Origin of the sequence: Kosakonia pseudosacchari (assembly GCF_015167415.1) — a bacterium.
GTDB classification, from domain to species: Bacteria; Pseudomonadota; Gammaproteobacteria; order Enterobacterales; family Enterobacteriaceae; genus Kosakonia; species Kosakonia pseudosacchari.
In genome coordinates this window covers 3,340,090-3,359,976 of sequence record NZ_CP063425.1, presented here as the reverse complement: position 1 = coordinate 3,359,976, position 19,887 = coordinate 3,340,090, and the positions used below count along the sequence as shown (strand labels likewise).

Annotated in this window: 24 protein-coding genes; 19 read left to right on the top strand and 5 right to left on the bottom strand. The window is 54.6% G+C overall.

All coding sequences use genetic code 11. The features are described from left to right. Positions 1-3: 3 nt before the first annotated feature. The 14 genes from IP581_RS15790 (at position 4) to hisP (ending at position 12,999) form a co-directional block, all read left to right on the top strand. Complete coding sequence (locus tag IP581_RS15790; protein WP_193820815.1) at positions 4-1,017, top strand: aspartate-semialdehyde dehydrogenase; 1,014 nt, start codon at positions 4-6, stop codon at positions 1,015-1,017. Continuing rightward, positions 1,017-1,829, top strand: a complete 813-nt coding sequence (gene truA, locus IP581_RS15785; protein ID WP_193820814.1) for a tRNA pseudouridine(38-40) synthase TruA — start codon at positions 1,017-1,019, stop codon at positions 1,827-1,829. The genes IP581_RS15790 and truA overlap by 1 nt, the downstream gene beginning before the upstream one ends. Before the next feature lie 27 nt (positions 1,830-1,856). Continuing rightward, positions 1,857-2,516 carry a DedA family protein gene (locus IP581_RS15780; RefSeq protein ID WP_086871014.1) on the top strand — a complete coding sequence of 220 codons (660 nt, stop codon included), beginning with the start codon at positions 1,857-1,859 and terminating at the stop codon, positions 2,514-2,516. A gap of 103 nt (positions 2,517-2,619) precedes the next feature. Then, positions 2,620-3,534, top strand: a complete 915-nt coding sequence (gene accD / locus IP581_RS15775) for an acetyl-CoA carboxylase, carboxyltransferase subunit beta (protein WP_086871016.1) — start codon at positions 2,620-2,622, stop codon at positions 3,532-3,534. A 70-nt stretch (positions 3,535-3,604) separates the two neighbouring features. Then, positions 3,605-4,876: a bifunctional tetrahydrofolate synthase/dihydrofolate synthase gene (folC, locus tag IP581_RS15770; protein WP_193820813.1), complete on the top strand. Its 1,272-nt coding sequence runs from the start codon at positions 3,605-3,607 to the stop codon at positions 4,874-4,876. After that, positions 4,866-5,561, top strand: a complete 696-nt coding sequence (gene dedD / locus IP581_RS15765) for a cell division protein DedD (RefSeq protein WP_193820812.1) — start codon at positions 4,866-4,868, stop codon at positions 5,559-5,561. The genes folC and dedD overlap by 11 nt, the downstream gene beginning before the upstream one ends. Positions 5,562-5,771: 210 nt before the next feature. Next, entirely contained in the window at positions 5,772-6,260 is a 489-nt protein-coding gene (gene cvpA / locus IP581_RS15760) for a colicin V production protein (protein WP_017458623.1), read from the top strand. A gap of 180 nt (positions 6,261-6,440) precedes the next feature. After that, the gene (purF, locus tag IP581_RS15755) at positions 6,441-7,958 is read left to right on the top strand and encodes an amidophosphoribosyltransferase (protein WP_017458622.1); all 1,518 of its coding nucleotides are present in this window, start codon (positions 6,441-6,443) and stop codon (positions 7,956-7,958) included. Positions 7,959-8,050: 92 nt separating this feature from the next. After that, complete coding sequence (locus IP581_RS15750) at positions 8,051-8,632, top strand: UbiX family flavin prenyltransferase (protein WP_097400370.1); 582 nt, start codon at positions 8,051-8,053, stop codon at positions 8,630-8,632. A 272-nt stretch (positions 8,633-8,904) separates the two neighbouring features. After that, positions 8,905-9,687 (top strand): lysine/arginine/ornithine ABC transporter substrate-binding protein ArgT, encoded by a 783-nt coding sequence (argT, locus tag IP581_RS15745; protein WP_017458620.1) that lies wholly within the window; start codon positions 8,905-8,907, stop codon positions 9,685-9,687. Positions 9,688-9,952: 265 nt separating this feature from the next. Continuing rightward, positions 9,953-10,735: a histidine ABC transporter substrate-binding protein HisJ gene (hisJ, locus tag IP581_RS15740; protein WP_017458619.1), complete on the top strand. Its 783-nt coding sequence runs from the start codon at positions 9,953-9,955 to the stop codon at positions 10,733-10,735. A gap of 83 nt (positions 10,736-10,818) precedes the next feature. Next, positions 10,819-11,505 carry a histidine ABC transporter permease HisQ gene (locus IP581_RS15735; protein WP_097400372.1) on the top strand — a complete coding sequence of 229 codons (687 nt, stop codon included), beginning with the start codon at positions 10,819-10,821 and terminating at the stop codon, positions 11,503-11,505. Continuing rightward, positions 11,502-12,218 (top strand): ABC transporter permease, encoded by a 717-nt coding sequence (locus tag IP581_RS15730; RefSeq protein WP_086871026.1) that lies wholly within the window; start codon positions 11,502-11,504, stop codon positions 12,216-12,218. Before IP581_RS15735 ends, IP581_RS15730 begins: the two co-directional genes overlap by 4 nt. Positions 12,219-12,225: 7 nt before the next feature. Then, the gene (gene hisP, locus IP581_RS15725; RefSeq protein WP_086871029.1) at positions 12,226-12,999 is read left to right on the top strand and encodes a histidine ABC transporter ATP-binding protein HisP; all 774 of its coding nucleotides are present in this window, start codon (positions 12,226-12,228) and stop codon (positions 12,997-12,999) included. 6 nt (positions 13,000-13,005) lie between these two features. On the opposite strand, the gene IP581_RS15720 is transcribed toward hisP, so the two are convergent. From IP581_RS15720 to yfcG, 4 genes are all read right to left on the bottom strand, one after another. After that, the gene (locus tag IP581_RS15720) at positions 13,006-13,572 is read right to left on the bottom strand and encodes a hypothetical protein (RefSeq protein ID WP_193820811.1); all 567 of its coding nucleotides are present in this window, start codon (positions 13,570-13,572) and stop codon (positions 13,006-13,008) included. A 51-nt stretch (positions 13,573-13,623) separates the two neighbouring features. Continuing rightward, the gene (locus IP581_RS15715; RefSeq protein WP_193820810.1) at positions 13,624-14,115 is read right to left on the bottom strand and encodes a GNAT family N-acetyltransferase; all 492 of its coding nucleotides are present in this window, start codon (positions 14,113-14,115) and stop codon (positions 13,624-13,626) included. Between the two features lie 68 nt (positions 14,116-14,183). Next, entirely contained in the window at positions 14,184-15,080 is an 897-nt protein-coding gene (locus IP581_RS15710; RefSeq protein WP_193820809.1) for a TIGR01777 family oxidoreductase, read from the bottom strand. 120 nt (positions 15,081-15,200) lie between these two features. After that, a complete protein-coding gene (gene yfcG, locus IP581_RS15705) occupies positions 15,201-15,830 on the bottom strand; it encodes a GSH-dependent disulfide bond oxidoreductase (RefSeq protein ID WP_097400375.1) in 630 nt (209 codons plus the stop codon). A 139-nt stretch (positions 15,831-15,969) separates the two neighbouring features. Between yfcG and yfcF the strand changes: the two genes are divergently transcribed. The 3 genes from yfcF to yfcD are packed head-to-tail and all read left to right on the top strand — an operon-like array spanning position 15,970 to position 17,821. Then, on the top strand, positions 15,970-16,614 hold the full coding sequence (gene yfcF, locus IP581_RS15700) for a glutathione transferase (RefSeq protein WP_193820808.1): 645 nt from the start codon (positions 15,970-15,972) through the stop codon (positions 16,612-16,614). A gap of 55 nt (positions 16,615-16,669) precedes the next feature. Next, positions 16,670-17,221 carry a phosphodiesterase gene (gene yfcE, locus IP581_RS15695; protein WP_141399340.1) on the top strand — a complete coding sequence of 184 codons (552 nt, stop codon included), beginning with the start codon at positions 16,670-16,672 and terminating at the stop codon, positions 17,219-17,221. A 54-nt stretch (positions 17,222-17,275) separates the two neighbouring features. Next, the gene (yfcD, locus tag IP581_RS15690; protein WP_086871044.1) at positions 17,276-17,821 is read left to right on the top strand and encodes an NUDIX hydrolase YfcD; all 546 of its coding nucleotides are present in this window, start codon (positions 17,276-17,278) and stop codon (positions 17,819-17,821) included. Here the strand turns inward: yfcD and IP581_RS15685 are convergent, their stop codons facing one another. Next, positions 17,822-18,841: a LacI family DNA-binding transcriptional regulator gene (locus tag IP581_RS15685; RefSeq protein WP_086871046.1), complete on the bottom strand. Its 1,020-nt coding sequence runs from the start codon at positions 18,839-18,841 to the stop codon at positions 17,822-17,824. A gap of 270 nt (positions 18,842-19,111) precedes the next feature. Between IP581_RS15685 and IP581_RS15680 the strand changes: the two genes are divergently transcribed. Both IP581_RS15680 and IP581_RS15675 read left to right on the top strand, forming a co-directional pair. Further along, positions 19,112-19,519 carry a PTS sugar transporter subunit IIA gene (locus IP581_RS15680; protein ID WP_407659156.1) on the top strand — a complete coding sequence of 136 codons (408 nt, stop codon included), beginning with the start codon at positions 19,112-19,114 and terminating at the stop codon, positions 19,517-19,519. 80 nt (positions 19,520-19,599) lie between these two features. Then, the gene (locus IP581_RS15675; RefSeq protein WP_020454540.1) at positions 19,600-19,872 is read left to right on the top strand and encodes a PTS sugar transporter subunit IIB; all 273 of its coding nucleotides are present in this window, start codon (positions 19,600-19,602) and stop codon (positions 19,870-19,872) included. The last annotated feature ends 15 nt before the right edge of the window (positions 19,873-19,887 follow it).

Below are 19,887 nucleotides of genomic sequence, written 5' to 3'. Positions count from 1 at the left end.
ACCATGTCTGAAGGCTGGAATATTGCCGTTCTCGGCGCCACGGGCGCTGTCGGAGAAGCCTTGCTCGAAACGTTAGCGGAGCGCCAGTTCCCGGTTGGCGAAGTGTATGCGCTGGCCAGCAGCGAAAGCGCCGGTGAAAACCTGCGTTTTGCCGGTAAAACCGTGCGTGTGGAAGATGCCGCCGGGTTTGACTGGACGCAGGCGCAACTGGCCTTTTTCGTCGCGGGAGCGCAGGCGTCGGCGACCTATATTGAAGAGGCGACCAACGCCGGGTGCCTGGTGATCGACACCAGCGGTCTGTTTGCTCTGGAGCCGGATGTGCCGCTGGTGATGCCGGATGTTAACCCGTTTGTACTGGCGGATTACCGTAATCGCAACATCATTGCCGTGCCGGACAGCCTCACCAGCCAGTTGCTGGCGGCGCTGAAACCGCTGATTGATGAAGGTGGCTTATCACGCGTCAGCGTAACGTGCTTGCTGTCCGCTTCCCGCAATGGCAAGCAAGCGGTGGACGCGCTGGCCGGGCAGAGCGCCAAGCTGCTAAACGGTATCCCGATTGACGACGATGACTATTTTGGCCGCCAGTTGGCGTTCAACATGCTGCCGCTGCTGCCAGACAGCGAAGGCAGCGTGCGCGAAGAGCGGGTTCTCATCGATCAAATGCGCAAAATTTTGCAGGACGAAGGGCTGATGATCTCGGCGAATTTCGTACAGTCACCGGTGTTTTACGGCCACGCGCAGATGGTGAGCTTCGAAGCGATTCGTCCGCTGGCGGCGGAAGAGGCGCGCGACGCGTTCAGCCGCTTTGAAGATATCGCTCTCTCTGAGGCGGGTGATTTCCCGACGCAGGTCGGCGATGCCTCTGGTCAGACGCACCTTTCTGTCGGTTGCGTGCGTAACGATTATGGTATGCCGGAGCAGGTGCAGTTCTGGTCGGTTGCCGATAACGTGCGTTTTGGCGGTGCGCTGATGGCGGTGAAAGTCGCTGAAAAATTGGTTCAGGAGTATCTGTACTGATGCAGGACGAGCTGAAAGCGGCGGTCTACAAAATCGCGCTTGGCATTGAGTATGACGGCAGCAAGTATTACGGCTGGCAGCGTCAGCAGGAAGTACGCAGCGTGCAGGAGAAGCTGGAGAAAGCGCTCTCGCAGGTGGCCAACGAGCCCATTAACGTGTTCTGCGCCGGGCGTACCGACGCAGGCGTACACGCGACCGGGCAGGTGGTGCATTTTGAAACCACGGCGCTGCGCAAAGACGCCGCCTGGACGCTGGGTGTAAATGCGAATTTGCCTGGTGACATCGCGGTACGTTGGGTCAAAGATGTCCCGGATGATTTTCATGCGCGTTTTAGCGCCACGGCTCGCCGTTACCGCTACGTCATCTACAATCATCGCTTACGCCCGGCGGTGCTCGGTCATGGTGTGACGCACTATCATCAGCCGCTGGACGCTGAGCGCATGCACCGTGCGGCGCAGTGCCTGCTTGGTGAAAACGACTTTACGTCGTTTCGCGCGGTGCAGTGCCAGTCGCGTACCCCGTGGCGCAACCTGATGCATATCAACGTCAGTCGTCACGGCGCTTATATTGTGGTTGATATCAAAGCCAATGCCTTTGTACATCATATGGTCAGGAATATTGTCGGTAGCCTGATGGAAGTAGGCGCCCACAACCAGCCGGAGAGCTGGATAGCAGAGTTGCTGGCGGTAAAGGACAGAACGCTGGCGGCAGCAACGGCGAAAGCGGAAGGGCTCTATCTGGTGTCGGTGGATTATCCTGCGCGCTTTGAGCTTCCCGCTGCGCCAATGGGCCCGCTGTTCCTGGCGGACTAGTCGCATTTTAAAAAGGCATAACCAGACATGGACTTAATTCACTTCCTTATTGATTTCATCCTGCATATTGATGTGCACCTGGCGGAGCTGGTAGCGCAATACGGCATCTGGGTTTACGCCATTCTGTTCCTGATCCTGTTTTGCGAAACCGGTCTGGTGGTCACCCCGTTTTTGCCGGGTGATTCGCTGCTGTTTGTCGCCGGTGCGCTGGCATCGCTTGGCACCAACGATTTGAATGTCCATATGATGGTGGTGCTGATGTTGATCGCCGCGATTGCGGGTGATGCGGTGAATTACACCATTGGACGTTTGTTTGGTGAGCGTTTATTCAGCAATCCGGATTCAAAGATTTTCCGTCGCAGCTATCTCGATAAAACGCATCAGTTTTATGAGAAGCACGGGGGGAAAACGATTATCCTGGCGCGTTTTGTCCCGATCGTGCGTACTTTTGCGCCTTTTGTCGCCGGCATGGGGCATATGTCCTATCGTCATTTCGCGCTGTTCAACGTGGCTGGCGCGCTGCTGTGGGTGTTACTGTTCACCTACGCAGGCTATTTCTTTGGCACCATTCCCGCTATTCAGGAGAATCTTAAGCTGCTGATTGTGGGAATTATCGTGGTGTCTATACTTCCCGGAGTGTTTGAAGTTATTCGTCATCGTCGCGCCGCATCGCGACAGGCAAAATAAGAAGTCAGTGGCGGTTCGACCACTTTTTTATCCCAAGTTGCGAACCGTTATGTTTTAATGTGCACCATTTATGGGCTACCAGGTTCATGTATAAAGGTTATCAATGAGCTGGATTGAAAGAATTAAGAGCAACATTACCCCCACCCGTAAGGCGAGCATTCCTGAAGGCGTGTGGACAAAATGCGACAGCTGCGGCCAGGTGCTGTATCGCGCCGAGCTGGAGCGTAACCTTGAGGTCTGCCCGAAATGTGACCACCACATGCGGATGTCAGCGCGTAACCGCCTGCATAGCCTGCTGGATGAAGGTTCACTGGTAGAACTGGGTAGCGAACTTGAGCCGAAAGATGTGCTGAAGTTCCGCGACTCCAAAAAATACAAAGACCGTCTGGCGACAGCGCAGAAGGAAACCGGCGAGAAAGACGCGCTGGTGGTGATGAAAGGCACGCTGCATGGCATGCCGGTTGTTGCGGCGGCGTTTGAGTTTTCCTTTATGGGCGGCTCCATGGGTTCGGTTGTCGGTGCACGTTTTGTGCGCGCGGTCGAGCAGGCGCTGGAAGACAACTGCCCGCTGATCTGCTTCTCCGCTTCCGGCGGTGCGCGTATGCAGGAAGCGCTGATGTCATTAATGCAGATGGCGAAAACCTCTGCGGCGCTGGCGAAAATGCAGGAGCGCGGTCTGCCGTATATCTCCGTGCTGACCGACCCGACCATGGGCGGCGTCTCCGCAAGCTTCGCGATGCTGGGCGATCTGAACATCGCTGAACCGAAGGCGTTGATTGGTTTTGCCGGTCCGCGCGTTATCGAGCAGACCGTGCGTGAAAAACTGCCGCCGGGCTTCCAGCGCAGTGAGTTCCTGATTGAAAAAGGCGCAATCGATATGATTATCCGCCGCCCGGAACTGCGCCTTAAACTGGCGCGTATTCTGGCGAAGCTGATGAATCTGCCGGCGCCGGAACCGGAAGCTACGCTGACGGGCACGGTGATGCCGTCACCGACCGATCAGGAAGGCGAAGCCTGATAATACCGAAGGGCAGAGCCAACAGGCTCTGCCCTTTTGCTTTTCAAACCGTACATTATTAACGGGCACCATGGACACAAAACGCATTCCGCAAGCCACGTCGCCCCTGGCCGCGTGGCTTTCTTATCTGGAAAACCTGCACAGTAAAACCATCGATTTGGGCCTTGAGCGCGTAAGCCAGGTGGCGGCGCGTCTTGATGTGCTTCGTCCCGCGCCGTTTGTCTTTACCGTTGCCGGAACCAATGGCAAAGGCACGACCTGCCGCACACTGGAATCCATCCTGCTGGCTGCGGGTTATCGCGTCGGCGTTTACAGTTCGCCACATCTGGTGCGTTACACCGAACGCGTGCGCGTACAGGGTGATGAGCTGGCCGAAAGCGCGCATACCCACTCGTTTGCCGAAATTGAAGCTGTGCGTGGCGATATTTCACTAAGTTATTTTGAATACGGCACGCTGTCGGCGCTGTGGCTGTTTAAACAGGCGCAGCTCGATGTGGTGATTCTGGAAGTCGGCCTTGGTGGTCGCCTGGATGCGACCAATCTGGTCGATGCCGATGTCGCGGTTGTCACCAGCATTGCGCTTGATCATACCGACTGGCTGGGGCCGGATCGAGAAAGCATCGGCCGCGAAAAAGCGGGGATCTTTCGCGCCGGGAAACCGGCGGTGGTAGGCGAACCCGACATGCCACACACCATTGCCGACGTGGCGCAGGAAAAAGGCGCGCATCTGCTGCGTCGCGGCGTGGACTGGCAGTATGACGTGGGCGCTGATAGCTGGCGTTTTCGCGATGCGCAGGGTGAGTTAAACGGATTGCCGCTACCGCAGGTGCCGCAGCCGAATGCCGCGACGGCGTTGGCTGCGCTGCGCGCCAGCAAACTGGCGGTGAGTGAGCAGGCTATCCGCGACGGCATCGCCGGGGCGATTTTACCCGGACGCTTCCAGATTGTGAGCGAGTCGCCGCGTCTTATCCTCGATGTCGCGCATAATCCTCACGCGGCGGGCTATCTTGCCGGGCGTCTTTCCGCGCAGCCGAAAACCGGGCGCGTGCTGGCGGTGATTGGCATGCTGCATGACAAAGACATCGCCGGAACGCTTGCCTGTCTGGAGCCGGTGGTCGATAGCTGGTATTGTGCCCCTCTGGAAGGGCCGCGCGGTGCGACAGCGGAACAACTGCTGGCGCATCTGCAAACCGGCCATGCATGGCCGGATGTCGCGCAGGCCTGGCAGGCGGCAATGGCGGACGCCGACGCCTGCGATACCGTGCTGGTGTGTGGCTCGTTCCACACGGTGGCGCATGTCATGGAAGCGATGGAAAAAGCGGGGAGAACCGGTGGCAAGTAAGTTTCAGAACCGTTTGATGGGTACCATTGTGCTGGTCGCGCTCGGGGTGATTATTCTTCCCGGGCTGCTCGACGGGCAGAAAAAGCATTACCAGGATGAGTTTGCGGCCATTCCGCTGGTGCCGAAACCCGGCGATCGCGATGAGCCCGATATGATGCCTGCGGCAACGCAAGCGTTACCGGCGCAGCCGCCGGAAGGGGCTGCGGAGGAGGTGCGCGCCGGGAATGCGGCAGCGCCATCGCTGGATTCGTCGCGCCTGGCGGTGAACGGCAGCCCGGACCCGGAAGTGACCAGTCCGCCGGTGGAGCAGCCAAAGCCAAAACCGGTTGAGAAGCCGCAGCCAAAACCGCAGCCGCAGGCGCAACCACCAGCCGCGCGTGAGCAGCAGACAGCGGCCAGCGACGCGCCGGCGAAAGCGCAGGAAGATAAATCCGCGCCGACCGGTAAAGCGTATGTGGTGCAACTGGGCGCGCTGAAAAATGCCGATAAAGTGAATGAAGTGGTGGGCAAATTGCGTGGCGCGGGATATCGCGTTTACACGTCGCCGACAACCCCGGTTCAGGGTAAAATTACCCGCATTCTGGTGGGACCGGATGCATCACGGGACAAGCTAAAAGATTCGCTCGGTGAGCTTAAACAGATTTCAGGCTTAAGCGGCGTCGTCATGAACTATAGCGCGAATTAATAGCTAAACCTTACCTCACTTTGTGATGTAAGAGGGCAGGGAAAGCCATTAATTAACACGCCCGAAGAGGCCAAAGTTCCGATGGCGTTGAATATTTTTTCAGCGCCATTTTTATTTCCGCGCGGGAAGGAAATCCCTACGCAAACGTTTTCTTTTTCTGTTAGAATGCGCCCCGAACTGGACGACAGGGCGTAAAATCGTGGGACACATATGGTCTGGATTGATTACGCCATCATTGCGGTGATTGGTTTTTCTTGTCTGGTAAGCCTGATCCGCGGCTTTGTTCGTGAAGCGTTATCGCTGGTGACATGGGGCTGTGCTTTCTTTGTTGCCAGTCATTACTACACTTACCTGTCTGTCTGGTTCACGGGCTTTGAAGATGAACTGGTGCGCAATGGCATCGCCATCGCGGTCCTGTTTATCGCGACGCTGATTGTTGGCGCTATCGTTAACTATGTGATCGGTGCGCTGGTGGAGAAAACCGGCCTGTCGGGTACTGACAGGGTGTTGGGGATCTGTTTTGGCGCGCTACGCGGCGTGCTGATCGTCGCCGCCATTCTGTTCTTTCTGGATACCTTTACAGGCCTGTCAAAAAGCGAAGACTGGCAGAAGTCGCAGCTTATCCCGCAATTCAGCTTCATTATCAGGTGGTTCTTTGACTATCTGCAAAGCTCGTCGAGTTTCTTGCCCAGGGTATAAACCCTGAGATGTGGCTTAGAGTTTGGTGTATTAGGCTATTTTACTCGCCATTTTGAACCTGGGCAGTGCTCACAATCCTCGCGTACTACGTGTACGCTCCGGTTGTTGCGCGCTGTCCGTGTTCAGACTGTCTTCGACAATTACGCCTACTAAACCAAACTCTTAACGAGGAAAAGACGTATGTGCGGTATTGTCGGTATCGCCGGTTTTATGCCGGTAAACCAGTCGATTTATGACGCGTTGACGGTGCTTCAGCACCGTGGGCAGGATGCTGCGGGCATCATCACTATTGATGCCAATAACTGTTTCCGTCTGCGTAAAGCGAACGGCATGGTGAGTGATGTATTTGAAGCCCGCCATATGCAGCGTATGCAGGGCAATATGGGTATTGGTCACGTACGTTATCCCACGGCGGGCAGCTCCAGCGCTTCAGAAGCGCAGCCTTTTTACGTTAACTCCCCGTACGGTATTACGCTTGCGCACAACGGCAATCTGACCAACGCGCACGAGCTACGTAAAAAGCTGTTCGAAGAGAAGCGTCGCCACATTAATACCACTTCTGATTCTGAAATCCTGCTCAATATCTTTGCCAGCGAGCTGGATAACTTCCGCCACTATCCGCTGGAAGCAGACAACATTTTTGCCGCCATTGCCGCCACCAACCGCCAGATCCGCGGTGCGTACGCTTGTGTGGCGATGATCATCGGTCACGGCATGGTTGCGTTCCGCGACCCGAATGGTATCCGCCCGCTGGTACTTGGTAAGCGTGAGATTGGCGATGGCCGCACCGAATATATGGTCGCTTCTGAAAGCGTGGCGCTGGATACGCTGGGCTTCGAATTCCTGCGTGATATCGCGCCGGGCGAAGCGGTGTATATCACTGAAAAAGGCCAGTTGTTCAGCCGTCAGTGCGCGGACAACCCGGTCAGCAACCCGTGCCTGTTCGAGTACGTTTACTTTGCGCGCCCGGACTCGTTCATCGACAAAATTTCCGTCTACAGCGCGCGTGTCAACATGGGCACCAAGCTTGGCGAAAAAATTGCCCGCGAATGGGAAGATCTGGACATCGACGTGGTGATTCCGATTCCGGAAACCTCCTGCGATATCGCACTGGAAATCGCCCGTATTCTCGGCAAACCGTACCGCCAGGGTTTTGTGAAAAACCGCTATGTTGGCCGCACCTTTATCATGCCGGGGCAGCAGTTACGCCGTAAGTCTGTGCGCCGCAAACTGAACGCCAACCGCGCCGAGTTCCGCGATAAGAACGTGCTGCTGGTGGATGACTCTATCGTTCGTGGCACCACTTCTGAGCAGATTATCGAGATGGCGCGTGAAGCGGGCGCGAAGAAGGTCTATCTCGCTTCTGCCGCCCCGGAAATTCGCTTCCCGAACGTCTATGGTATCGATATGCCAACGGCAAATGAGCTGATTGCACACGGTCGTGAAGTGGACGAAATCCGCCAGATCATCGGCGCTGACGGGCTGATTTTCCAGGATCTGAACGATTTGATTGATGCGGTGCGCGCCGAAAACCCGGATATTCAGCAGTTTGAATGCTCGGTATTTAACGGTGTCTACGTCACCAAAGACGTCGATCAGCAGTACCTCGATTATCTCGACTCCCTGCGTAATGATGATGCCAAAGCGGTGCAGCTTCAGAACGAAGTGGAAAGTTTAGAGATGCATAACGAAGGTTAATCCTTCTGCGCCCCTCGCTCTGAGGGGCACAATCTGTTGCAACGCCCTCTATAATCAGGCAAAGTTCGTGCGTGTAAAAAGGGGCAACAATCATGAAACGACTCATTGTGGGGATCTCTGGTGCCAGCGGCGCGATCTACGGCGTGCGCCTGCTACAGGTGTTGCGTGACGTGGCGGAGGTAGAAACCCATCTGGTCATGAGTCAGGCCGCCCGCCAGACCCTTGCTCTGGAAACCGACTACTCACTACGCGATGTGCAGTCACTGGCGAACGTGGTGCACGATGCGCGCGATATCGCTGCCAGTATCTCTTCCGGCTCGTTTAAAACCGCAGGTATGGTGATTTTGCCGTGCTCAATCAAAACCCTTTCCGGCATTGTGCACAGTTATACCGACAGCCTGCTGTCTCGTGCGGCGGATGTGGTGCTCAAAGAGCGCAGACCGCTGGTGCTGTGCGTACGTGAAACGCCGTTGCATCTCGGGCACTTGCGTTTGATGACGCAAGCGGCGGAACTGGGTGCCGTGATTATGCCGCCGGTTCCGGCGTTTTATCATCGCCCGCAGAGTTTGCAGGAGGTGGTTGATCAGACCGTCAACCGCGTGCTGGATCAGTTCGATATTGAATTACCGCACGACCTTTTTACCCGCTGGCAAGGGAGCGATGTCGCAAAATAGTGCGTGGCTTACCGTCATGCGCTTTTTTGGGGCAATTCTGCAAGCGCGATCATATCCTCAACATTTAATCCTCTTTTCGCTGCGTTAGCACTGCGGTTCGTTCAGCAGAGCTGCTATCTTTCATCATTAAGTAAGTTTGCAACGTTTTATTAACATATTTAACGCGGTGTTTTTTAACACCCGGGAAAGTGGCATAAGACGTGCAAGGTAACTGTCAGCAACACACAACACAACGTAATACAAAATAAAAACAGAACACTTGAGGGTAATGTATGAAGAAGACGGTTCTCGCTCTGTCTTTACTGCTGGGCCTGTCGGCGACGGCCAGCGTTTATGCAGCGCTTCCCCAGACGGTACGCATCGGTACGGATGCGACCTACGCGCCGTTCTCATCGAAAGATGCGAAAGGGAACTTTGTAGGTTTTGATATCGATCTTGGCAATGAAATGTGCAAGCGCATTCATGTGAAATGCACCTGGGTAGGCAGCGATTTTGACGCGCTGATCCCATCCCTGAAAGCGAAGAAAATCGATGCCATCATCTCTTCTCTGTCGATTACCGAAAAACGTCAGCAGGAGATCGCCTTCTCTGACAAGCTCTACGCCGCAGATTCCCGCCTGATTGCCGCCAAAGGCTCGCCGATTCAACCGACGCTGGAATCACTGAAAGGCAAGCATGTTGGCGTCCTGCAAGGCTCGACGCAGGAAGGTTACGCCAACGACAACTGGCGCAGCAAAGGCATCGATGTGGTGGCTTATCAGAACCAGGATCTGATTTATTCTGACCTCGCAGCAGGTCGTCTGGACGCCGCGTTCCAGGATGAAGTCGCCGCCAGCGAAGGCTTCCTGAAACAGCCCGCCGGGAAAGATTTTGCGTTTGCTGGCCCGTCAGTAAAAGACAAAAAATACTTTGGTGATGGCACCGGTATCGGCTTACGCAAAGATGATACCGAGCTGAAAGCCGCCTTCGATAAAGCGTTTGCCGAACTGCGCAAAGACGGCACCTACGACAAACTCGCCAAGAAATACTTCGACTTTAACGTCTACGGCGATTAAGACTGGCTGACCCGCTGTGCGGGTCAAAAGGGAAACCTGCGCCATGCCGGGATATCGGCATGGTGCAGAGATACGGTGGATGCTCCAGAATAGTGCATTTAATGCTCCGTGGTGGTGCATAAGTGCATAGTTAAGCATCCAGAATGCAAATTAAAGCCATTGTACAGCCATAATTTTTTGCCTTAACGGGGCATAAAGTGGCACGATAGCGGCACCGTATTGTGATGAGAATTCCCTTAGGGAAGACAGTCTGTTGAGGATAATGATGAAAAAATTGGTGTTATCTCTTTCTCTGGTGCTCGCTTTCTCCAGCGTTTCCAATGTGTTTGCCGCCATTCCGCAAAAATTACGTATCGGTACCGATCCCACCTATGCGCCTTTCGAATCGAAGAATGCGCAGGGGGAATTAGTGGGTTTTGATATCGATCTGGCAAAAGAGCTCTGTAAACGCATTAATACGCAATGTGTGTTTATCGAAAACCCACTCGACGCGCTGATCCCGTCGCTGAAAGCGAAAAAAATCGACGCCATTATGTCGTCGCTCTCTATTACGGAAAAACGTCAGCAGGAAATTGATTTTACCGACAAGCTCTACGCGGCGGATTCCCGCCTGGTGGTGGCGAAAGATTCTGATGTTCAGCCGGAGCTGGACAAACTGAAAGGCAAACGCATTGGCGTGCTGCAAGGCACCACGCAGGAAACCTACGGCAACGTCCATTGGGCGCCGAAAGGCGTAGAAATTGTCTCCTATCAGGGGCAGGACAATATTTACTCCGACCTGACTGCGGGCCGTATCGACGCGGCGTTTCAGGATGAAGTGGCTGCCAGCGAAGGTTTCCTGAAAACCCCGCAAGGCAAAGCCTATAAATTTGGTGGTCCTTCCATCAAAGACGAAAAACTGTTTGGCGTCGGTACCGGTATGGGCGTGCGTAAAGGTGATACCGAACTGCGCGACGCGCTGAATAAAGCCTTTGCAGAGATGCGTGCTGACGGGACTTACGAAAAGCTGGCGAAGAAATACTTTGATTTTGATGTTTACGGTGGTTAATACCACGCGTGATTAACGTGCGGCCCCTCCCGCTGTGGGAGGGGAAGAGACACGGCAACACCACACACGACAGGACTGGCTGCATGCTGTACGGGTTTTCTCAAGTCATTTTACAAGGCGCGCTGGTCACGCTGGAGCTGGCTCTCAGCTCCGTGGTGCTGGCAGTGCTGATTGGCCTTGCGGGCGCGGGCGCGAAGCTCTCGAAAAACCGGCTTCTCGCGCTGATATTTGAAGGCTATACCACGCTTATTCGCGGTGTGCCGGATCTGGTGCTGATGCTGCTTATTTTTTACGGCCTGCAAATTGCGCTCAATGGCATTACCGATGCGTTGGGCATGGAGCAGCTGGATATTGATCCGATGGTGGCGGGTATCATCACGCTCGGCTTTATCTACGGCGCCTATTTCACGGAAACCTTCCGCGGTGCTTATATGGCGGTGCCGAAGGGGCACATTGAAGCCGCAACCGCCTTCGGTTTTACCGGTCGCCAGACTTTCCGCCGCATTCTGTTCCCGGCGATGATGCGTTATGCGCTGCCGGGCATTGGCAATAACTGGCAGGTGATCCTCAAAGCCACTGCGCTGGTGTCGCTGCTGGGGCTGGAAGATGTGGTCAAAGCCACGCAGCTCGCCGGGAAAAGCACCTGGGAGCCGTTCTATTTCGCGATTGTCTGCGGCGTTATTTATCTCATTTTTACAACGGCTTCCAATGGCGTACTGCTTCTGCTCGAACGTCGCTACTCGGTGGGTGTGAAGAGGGCTGACCTGTGATCGAGATTATTCAGGAGTACTGGAAATCCCTGCTGTGGAGCGATGGTTATCGCCTGACCGGCGTGGCGATCACGCTATGGTTGCTGATCTCCTCGGTGGTAATGGGCGGCGTGATGGCGATTTTTCTGGCTATCGGACGTGTTTCCAGCAATAAATTTATCTGTTTCCCGATTTGGTTATTCACCTATGTGTTTCGCGGCACGCCGCTGTATGTGCAGTTGCTGGTGTTCTACTCCGGTATGTACACGCTGGAAGTGGTGAAAGGCACCGAGCTGCTGAACGCCTTTTTCCGCAGTGGCCTTAACTGTACGGTGCTGGCGCTCACGCTCAACACTTGCGCCTATACAACAGAGATTTTCGCCGGGGCGATCCGCTCTGTGCCGCACGGTGAAATTGAAGCGGCGCGCGCCTATGGTTTCTCCTCATTCAAAATGTATCGCAGCATTATCCTGCCCTCGGCGTTGCGCATCGCGCTGCCCGCTTACAGCAACGAGGTGATTTTGATGCTGCACTCCACGGCGCTGGCGTTCACTGCCACCGTGCCGGATTTGTTGAAAATTGCTCGCGATATTAACTCTGCGACCTACCAGCCGTTTACCGCGTTTGGTCTTGCCGCAGTGCTGTATCTGATTATCTCTTATGTGCTGATAAGCCTCTTTCGCAAAGCGGAAAAGCGCTGGCTGCAGCATATGAAACCTTCTTCGACGCACTGAGAACACGATGTCTGAGAATAAATTAAACGTTATCGATCTACACAAGCGCTACGGCGAGCATGAAGTGCTGAAAGGGGTGTCGCTGCAGGCGAACGCAGGTGATGTGATTAGCATCATCGGCTCCTCCGGCTCCGGTAAAAGTACGTTTCTGCGCTGCATTAACTTTCTCGAAAAACCGAGTGAAGGCTCGATTGTGGTTAACGGGCAGAATATCAATCTGGTGCGCGACAAAGACGGCCAGTTAAAAGTGGCCGACAAAAACCAGCTGCGTCTGCTGCGTACCCGCCTGACGATGGTGTTCCAGCATTTCAATTTGTGGAGCCATATGACGGTATTAGAAAATGTCATGGAAGCGCCCATTCAGGTGCTCGGCTTAAGCAAGCAGGAGGCCCGCGAGCGAGCGGTGAAATACCTGGCGAAGGTCGGCATTGATACGATGCAGCAGCAGAAATACCCGGTACATTTATCCGGTGGCCAACAGCAGCGTGTTTCTATCGCGCGTGCGCTGGCGATGGAGCCGGAAGTGTTGCTGTTTGATGAGCCCACTTCGGCGCTGGATCCGGAACTGGTGGGCGAAGTGCTGCGCATCATGCAACAGCTGGCGGAAGAGGGAAAAACGATGGTGGTGGTGACTCACGAAATGGGGTTTGCCCGCCATGTTTCCACCCACGTGATCTTCCTGCATCAGGGCAAGATTGAAGAGGAAGGCACACCGGATGAAGTATTCGGCAATCCGAAAAGCCCGCGTTTGCAGCAGTTCCTTAAAGGTTCGCTGAAATAAAACATCTTAGCGGGAAGGTGGCGAGACAGGCCACCATCCCTGCGGGATGCCGTTCGCGGAGAGAAAACGATAGTGAGTAAACACGGCACCTCTGGCGCTGACGCGTTTTTCCAGTTGCACCGTCTGTGCGCCTGGCGGAACGATGACGTCGCGCGTGCACAGCTCAATCGGGCGTTGAAGCCACTCGTCATAGAAACGTAACCCTGCTTCACAGTGCTTACTCTTACTGACCGGCGGGCCAGGATGACCAATCGAGAAAGCCACTTCACTGCGCACCATCTGGTTTGCGCTATAGCGCACCCAGGCTTCCGGCACATTCCACAACGTCATTGCTGTGAACAAAACGAGGCCCAAAAACGTCAGCAGCCGGGTTTTGTTGCGGGTGACTTTTTCCCTGCTGTGCCAGGTTGCTAATAAACTCACCAGTACGGCAATCGCCAGCATCACCAGCGTGTCAGGCTCGCCCGCCTGCAGGTAGACCTTATGGCTGAGTCTGCTGGCAAAAAGTATCCAGATAATCCAGGCGGCGAACAGCACCACATAAAGCCAAAAGCGCATTTTGCCGGATTTCATCCCTTCACTATTCCTCTCTTTTAACGTGCCTGTCAGCGCTGCGTGTAAGCCTTATTTTTCCCGCCGGTAAACCCAGTCGTCATAATACTCGCCATGGAGCAGATAAACTTTTTCCAGCACCTGTACGCGGGTAAAGCCGCTCTTTTCCAGCACCCGTACTGAACCCTGATTGTCCGCCAGCACCCACGCATTAAGCGCATTCACGTTACCCTGCGAAAAGACGTAATCACAGAGCGTTTGCAGCGCTTCGGAGGCGATACCGCGCCCCTGCGCTGCTGGCGTAACCGAATAACCAACGTCGGCTTCATGCGGGTTATGCTGGCTGATACGCAGGCCGATATCACCAACCGCGCTGTGTTGATCGCGAATGATAAAGGCGTTGCTGTCCCGCAGGCGATCGTCAAACAGGGTTCGGATTTGCGCCCGGGAGGCGATTTCGGCCATATAGCGCATCACGCTGTCGTTTGAACGCAGATGCAGAAAAAACGGCCAGTCAGATTCCTGAAATGAAGAGAGCGTAAAGCGGGGCGTGTACAACGTCATGAAATCGCCTTTGCGGTGGTAAGGCGCTTTAGCTTACCACCGCCAACGACATACGGATGCCACGAAAATTAGGAGGGAACCACATCCCCCAGCGCCTCTTCCAGATCGTACCAGCGGAAGGCAAAACCGGCGGCTTCGAGACGTTTTGGCAGCGCGCGTTGGCCGCCCAGTACCAGCACAGAGGATTCGCCCATCATCAGGCGCACCGCAAACGCCGGAGCACGCATAATGGCCGGACGGTGCAGCACATGCCCGAGCGTGTGGGAGAACTGCTCATTACGGACCGGATAGGGGGAAACCATATTGAACGGCCCGCGCAGATCGTTATCCAGCAGCCAGAGTATGCCGTTAACCATGTCGTCTATATGGATCCACGCCAGATATTGGCGACCATCGCCAATCGGGCCGCCAAGGCCAAGACGAAACAGCGTCAGCAGCTTAGCGAGAATGCCGCCTTTCGGTGCGAGCACCACACCGGTGCGCAGCAGGCAAACCCGGGTGCGATCGCTTTGCGCTTCACAGGCGATTTGCTCCCAGCGGGCGCACAGCTTATGAGTAAATTCGTTGTGTGGCGGCTCTTCTTCTGTAACGACTACTTCACCGAGATCGCCATAGTAACCAGCGGCTGAACCGGAAATCAGCACCTGCGGCGGTGTGTCACTGGCGTTGATCAGATCGACAATCCGCTGGGTTATCTGCCAGCGGCTATTGCACAGGCGCTGTTTTTGTTCCTCGCTCCAGCGCTTATCGGCAATGGGCTCACCGGCCAGATTGATTACCGCATCAACATCATTCAGGTTGTTCAGCTCATTTAGCCCTTTTAACAGGCTGACGCGCGCGTCAAGCAACTGTTGTGCTTTGGCGGGGTTGCGCGTTACCACAGTCACACTGTGTTTTAGCTCCAGCAGGCGGGGGATCAGATGACGACCAATCAAACCAGTTCCGCCGGTAATCAGTATCTTCATGCTTCCCTCCAGGATGTGTATGCCTTTCCTCAGCATATGTGACTCAGCAAAACCCGCATGCGATGGCGGGCACATTTTGCATCAAATTTTTCAGCAATGTGAAGAGGTTATCCGCGACACTTACACTTGTTGTGCCTTCTGCAATGCCCGTTCGGTTGCCGGACGTGTACGAATACGCTCAAACCAGTTAAATACCGCCGGATAATCTTCCAGCTCGACCCGCTGGCGCGAATGGGCATTGATCCACGGCCAGGCGGCAATATCGGCAATACTGTAGTGCTCGCCTGCCAGCCACGGTACGCGTTCAAGACGCTTATTCAGCACCTGATATAAACGCTGGGTTTCTACCTGGTAGCGCTCAATAGCGTAGGGCACCGGCTGCGGCGCAAAGTGGTTAAAGTGATGGTTCTGCCCGAGCATCGGCCCCAGCCCGCCGACCTGCCAGAACAGCCATTGCAGCGTAAGATGGCGTTCGCGGAGTTCACCGCTGAGTAATTTTCCTGTTTTTTCTGCCAGATAAAGCAGGATGGCGCCGGATTCGAACACACTAAGCGGTGCACCGCCATCGGCGGGCAGATGGTCGACAATGGCCGGAATTTTGTTGTTAGGAGAGATGGTCAGAAAGTCGGGGCGAAACTGATCGCCCTTGCTGATATCAACACGGATCAGGCGATATTCCAGCTCCGCCTCTTCCAGAAAAAGCGTTATTTTATGACCGTTTGGTGTGGGCGCAAAATAGAGGTCTATCATCAAAGCTCCCGTTATGCGGAAAAGAAACGTCTGAGTTTGAGTATAGGTGTTACCTCTGATGCGTGAACTTTCATCAAGTGACAGGGCGCACAGGACGTTATATTTTGAAAAAAAATCCCAACTACTGAACGAGGATGTTATGAGCGAACCGGCTATCACCTTATGGTCTGACGCAGAGTATTTTTCCCCGTATGTGCTGTCGGCCTATGTCGCACTACATGAAAAAGGGCTGCCCTTTACCCTGAAAACCGTCGATCTTGACAGTGGTGCCCAACTTGCGCCTGGCTGGCCGGGTTTTAGCCTGACGCAACGTGTGCCGGTGCTGGAGATTGAAGGGTTTGAGCTCAGCGAATCCACGGCGATTGATGAATATCTGGAGGAGCGCTTCGCCCCGCCGGAGTGGGAGCGTATTTATCCGCTGGATCTGCAAAAACGCGCGCGCGCCCGGCAAATTCAGGCCTGGCTACGTAGCGATTTAATGCCTATCCGCGATGAGCGTTCGACAACGGTGGTCTTTGCCGGAGCCAAAAAAGCGCCGCTCAGTGCTGCCGGGCAGGCGAGCGCCGCTAAGCTGTTCGCGATTGCCGGTGAGCTGCTGGCGCACGATAAACCGAATCTGTTTGGCGAATGGTGTATCGCCGATGTTGACCTGGCATTGATGCTGAACCGGCTGGTGTTGAACGGCGACAACGTGCCCGAGCGGCTGGCGGATTACGCTACCTTCCAGTGGCAACGCTCATCGGTCCAGCGCTTTGTTGCACTTTCCGCTAAGCGCGCGGGCTGATTAGCCCGGCAACTTCCGTTATTATGGGGCGTTTTCTTCCACATGAGGTGCAGTGATGAAACTGATGTTTGCATCGGATATTCATGGGTCGTTGCCCGCGACGGAACGCGTACTGGAACTGTTCGCGCAAAGTGATGCCCGCTGGTTGGTGATCCTTGGCGATGTACTGAATCACGGCCCGCGCAATGCCTTACCTGAAGGTTACAAGCCTGCGCAGGTTGCGGACCGTTTGAACGACCAGGCCAGCCGGATTATTGCCGTGCGCGGCAACTGCGACAGTGAAGTGGATCAGATGCTGCTGAAGTTCCCGATTACTGCGCCCTGGCAGCAGGTTTTACTGCCTGAACGCCGCCTGTTTTTGACGCACGGTCATCTCTTTGGCCCGGATAATGAGCCGTCGCTGGCGGCGGGGGATGTGCTGATCTATGGTCATACCCATATTCCGGTTGCCGAAAAACGGGGCGAGATTTTCCACTTTAACCCCGGTTCGGTCAGTATCCCAAAAGGTGGGTTCGCTGCCAGCTACGGCATGCTGGAAGAGAACGTATTGCGCGTTATCACACTTAATGATCAGCGGGTTATTGCGCAGGTCACGATTAATCCGTAAGTTACCTTTCAACCGAAACGCGCCAACAGAGCGCCCTAAAGAGAAGATTTCCCGATGGTGGAACAGAGTCATTTTGCAGGCATGGAGTGGGTGGACATTGTCAATGAAGACAATGAGGTGATAGCGCAGGCCAGCCGGCAGCAAATGCGGGCGCAATGTCTGCGTCACCGCGCAACCTACATTGTGGTGCATGATGGGATGGGCAAAGTGCTGGTGCAGCGTCGCACAGAGATCAAAGATTTTATGCCCGGTATGCTGGATGCCACCGCCGGTGGTGTGGTGCAGGCAGGGGAAAACCTGCTGGATTCCGCGCGCCGCGAAGCGGAAGAAGAGTTAGGCATCGCCGGGGTGCCTTTTGCCGAACATGGTCAGTTTTACTTTGAAGATGAACATTGTCGGGTCTGGGGCGGGCTGTTCAGCTGTGTTTCTCATGGGCCGTTCGCGTTGCAGGAAGAAGAAGTTAGCGAAGTCTGCTGGATGACGCCGGAAGAGATCACCGCCCGCTGTGACGAGTTTACGAGTGATTCGCTGAAAGCGCTGGCGTTGTGGATGACGCGCAATGCCAGCAATGACGTGGAAATAGCGCAGGAAACGGAATAACTAGCAGCTATCACGCAAGCAAAACGTCGGTGCAATCGGCGTTTTATTCTCCCAGGTTTCATCATTCAGGCGCGCCAGCAGTGCGCGTCCTGCTTCAATACCAATCTTGCGATGCGGCACGGAAATTGTCGTTAAAGGCGGCACACATACCCGGCTGACATCGCTGTCGCCGAAGCCGACAATCGCTAAATCATCCGGAACCTTAATTCTGCGCCGTTGACACTCATATAGCGCGCCGCAAGCCAGCTCATCCGAGACACATACCAGTGCGTCCAGTTCCGGCCACGCCAGCAGAAACTCCGGCAATTGTGCCGCGCCCGTTGAAAAGACAGGGGGGGCGGCGGCGTTGATCACCCGGTTCGGTGACAGATGATGTCGCAGCATCGCTTTATACCAGCCCTGCAAATGTTGCTGGAAAATCCACTGTTCCTGGTTGGCGCACAATAAGCCGATATTTTGATAGCCGCGCTGAACCAACATTTGCGTCAGTTCGAACATCGCCGCAACGTTATCAATACCGATATTCATATCTATCGGATCGGCACGCACCGCACCAATTTCGATCACCGGGATGGAGGCGTTTTTCAGCCAGTGGCGTACCGTGTCGCTATGTTCGACGCTGAGCAAAATTGCCGCGGCCAGATTGGAGGCGAGCAGGGTTTCCAGCAGCTTCTCCTCCTGCTCCAGCCGGTGTTGTGATTCGGCGAGCATGATTTGATAGCCAGCAGGCTGTAAAACCTGCTGCAAACCGGCGAACATTTCCGAGCAGCCGGATTCGGCAAGGCTTGGCACCACCATGGCGATCGTCCACGATGAGGCGGAAGCCAGCGCGCTGGCTGCCAGGTTGGGCATGTATCCCAGTTCCTGTACCGCGGCTTCTATCTTCTCGCGCAATTTATCTGAGACCTGCTCTGGGGTACGTAATGCCCGTGAGACAGTCATGGTGCCGACGCCCGCCAGTTGCGCCACATCGGCAAGAGTGACTTTTCCTGTGCTCCGACGTTTTCGGGTTATTGTCATTCCGTTTCCTGACAGCCCTGATAGCTCAGGCGCTGAGTTATGAGTCATCTCAAGGGAGTATACGCCGGAAATCCCTGCTTTTTCTGCGAATTCCTCTGCGTTTTCATATCTGATAGCGCTATCACAATTTTCGATCATTCTTGTTGGTAGCGCTATCTTTGAGACTATCATCACGGATAAGCGCTGCTGAGTTGCATAAAGTTTGCCCATCTCATCCTCGATAAGGAGCGCGAAGTGTTAAACCAATGGCTTAACGAGAAGACCATTCAGATGCTTGCAAACGTCGAAGACTGGCCACAAGCGCTGGAAATCTGCGCCAGGCCACTGCTCGCTTCTGGCACCATTACGCCGGAGTATGTGACAGCCATTGTCGCGCAGCACCACAAATTGGGTCCGTATTATGTGCTGGCGCCGGGACTTGCCATGCCGCATGCCAGACCAGAGGAAGGGGCGAAAGGTTTAGGCCTGTCATTACTAAAATTGTCTCGCGGAGTGAATTTTGGATCTGAAGAATCCGATCCGGTTGACATCATTATTATGCTGGCCGCACCAGATAAACACAGCCATGTCGAAATGATCGCCGCGCTGGCAGAGTTATTCTCCAGCGATGAAGATATGGCGCAATTACATCGTGCAAATACTCTGGAGGAAATTAAAAACATTATTCAACGCTTCTGATTTTTATTTTTTTCACCAGTGATGAGACATTGCCTGCTATGGGCGATGCGGTCGTACTCTACTCAAAAAAGGTAAATACAATGAAAATAATGGCAATTTGCGGATCCGGCCTGGGAAGTAGTTTTATGGTCGAAATGAATATTAAAAAAGTACTTAAAAAATTAAATATTGAAGCGGAAGTTGAGCATTCCGACCTCTCTTCCGCCACACCAGGTGCCGCCGATGTGTTTGTGATGGCAAAAGATATCGCCGCCAGCGCCAGCGTGCCGGAAAACCAGTTGGTGGTACTTAATAATATTATTGATATCAATGAACTGGAAGCGAAAATCAGCGCTTTCTTCGCCAGCCGTTAACATCAACCGGATGCA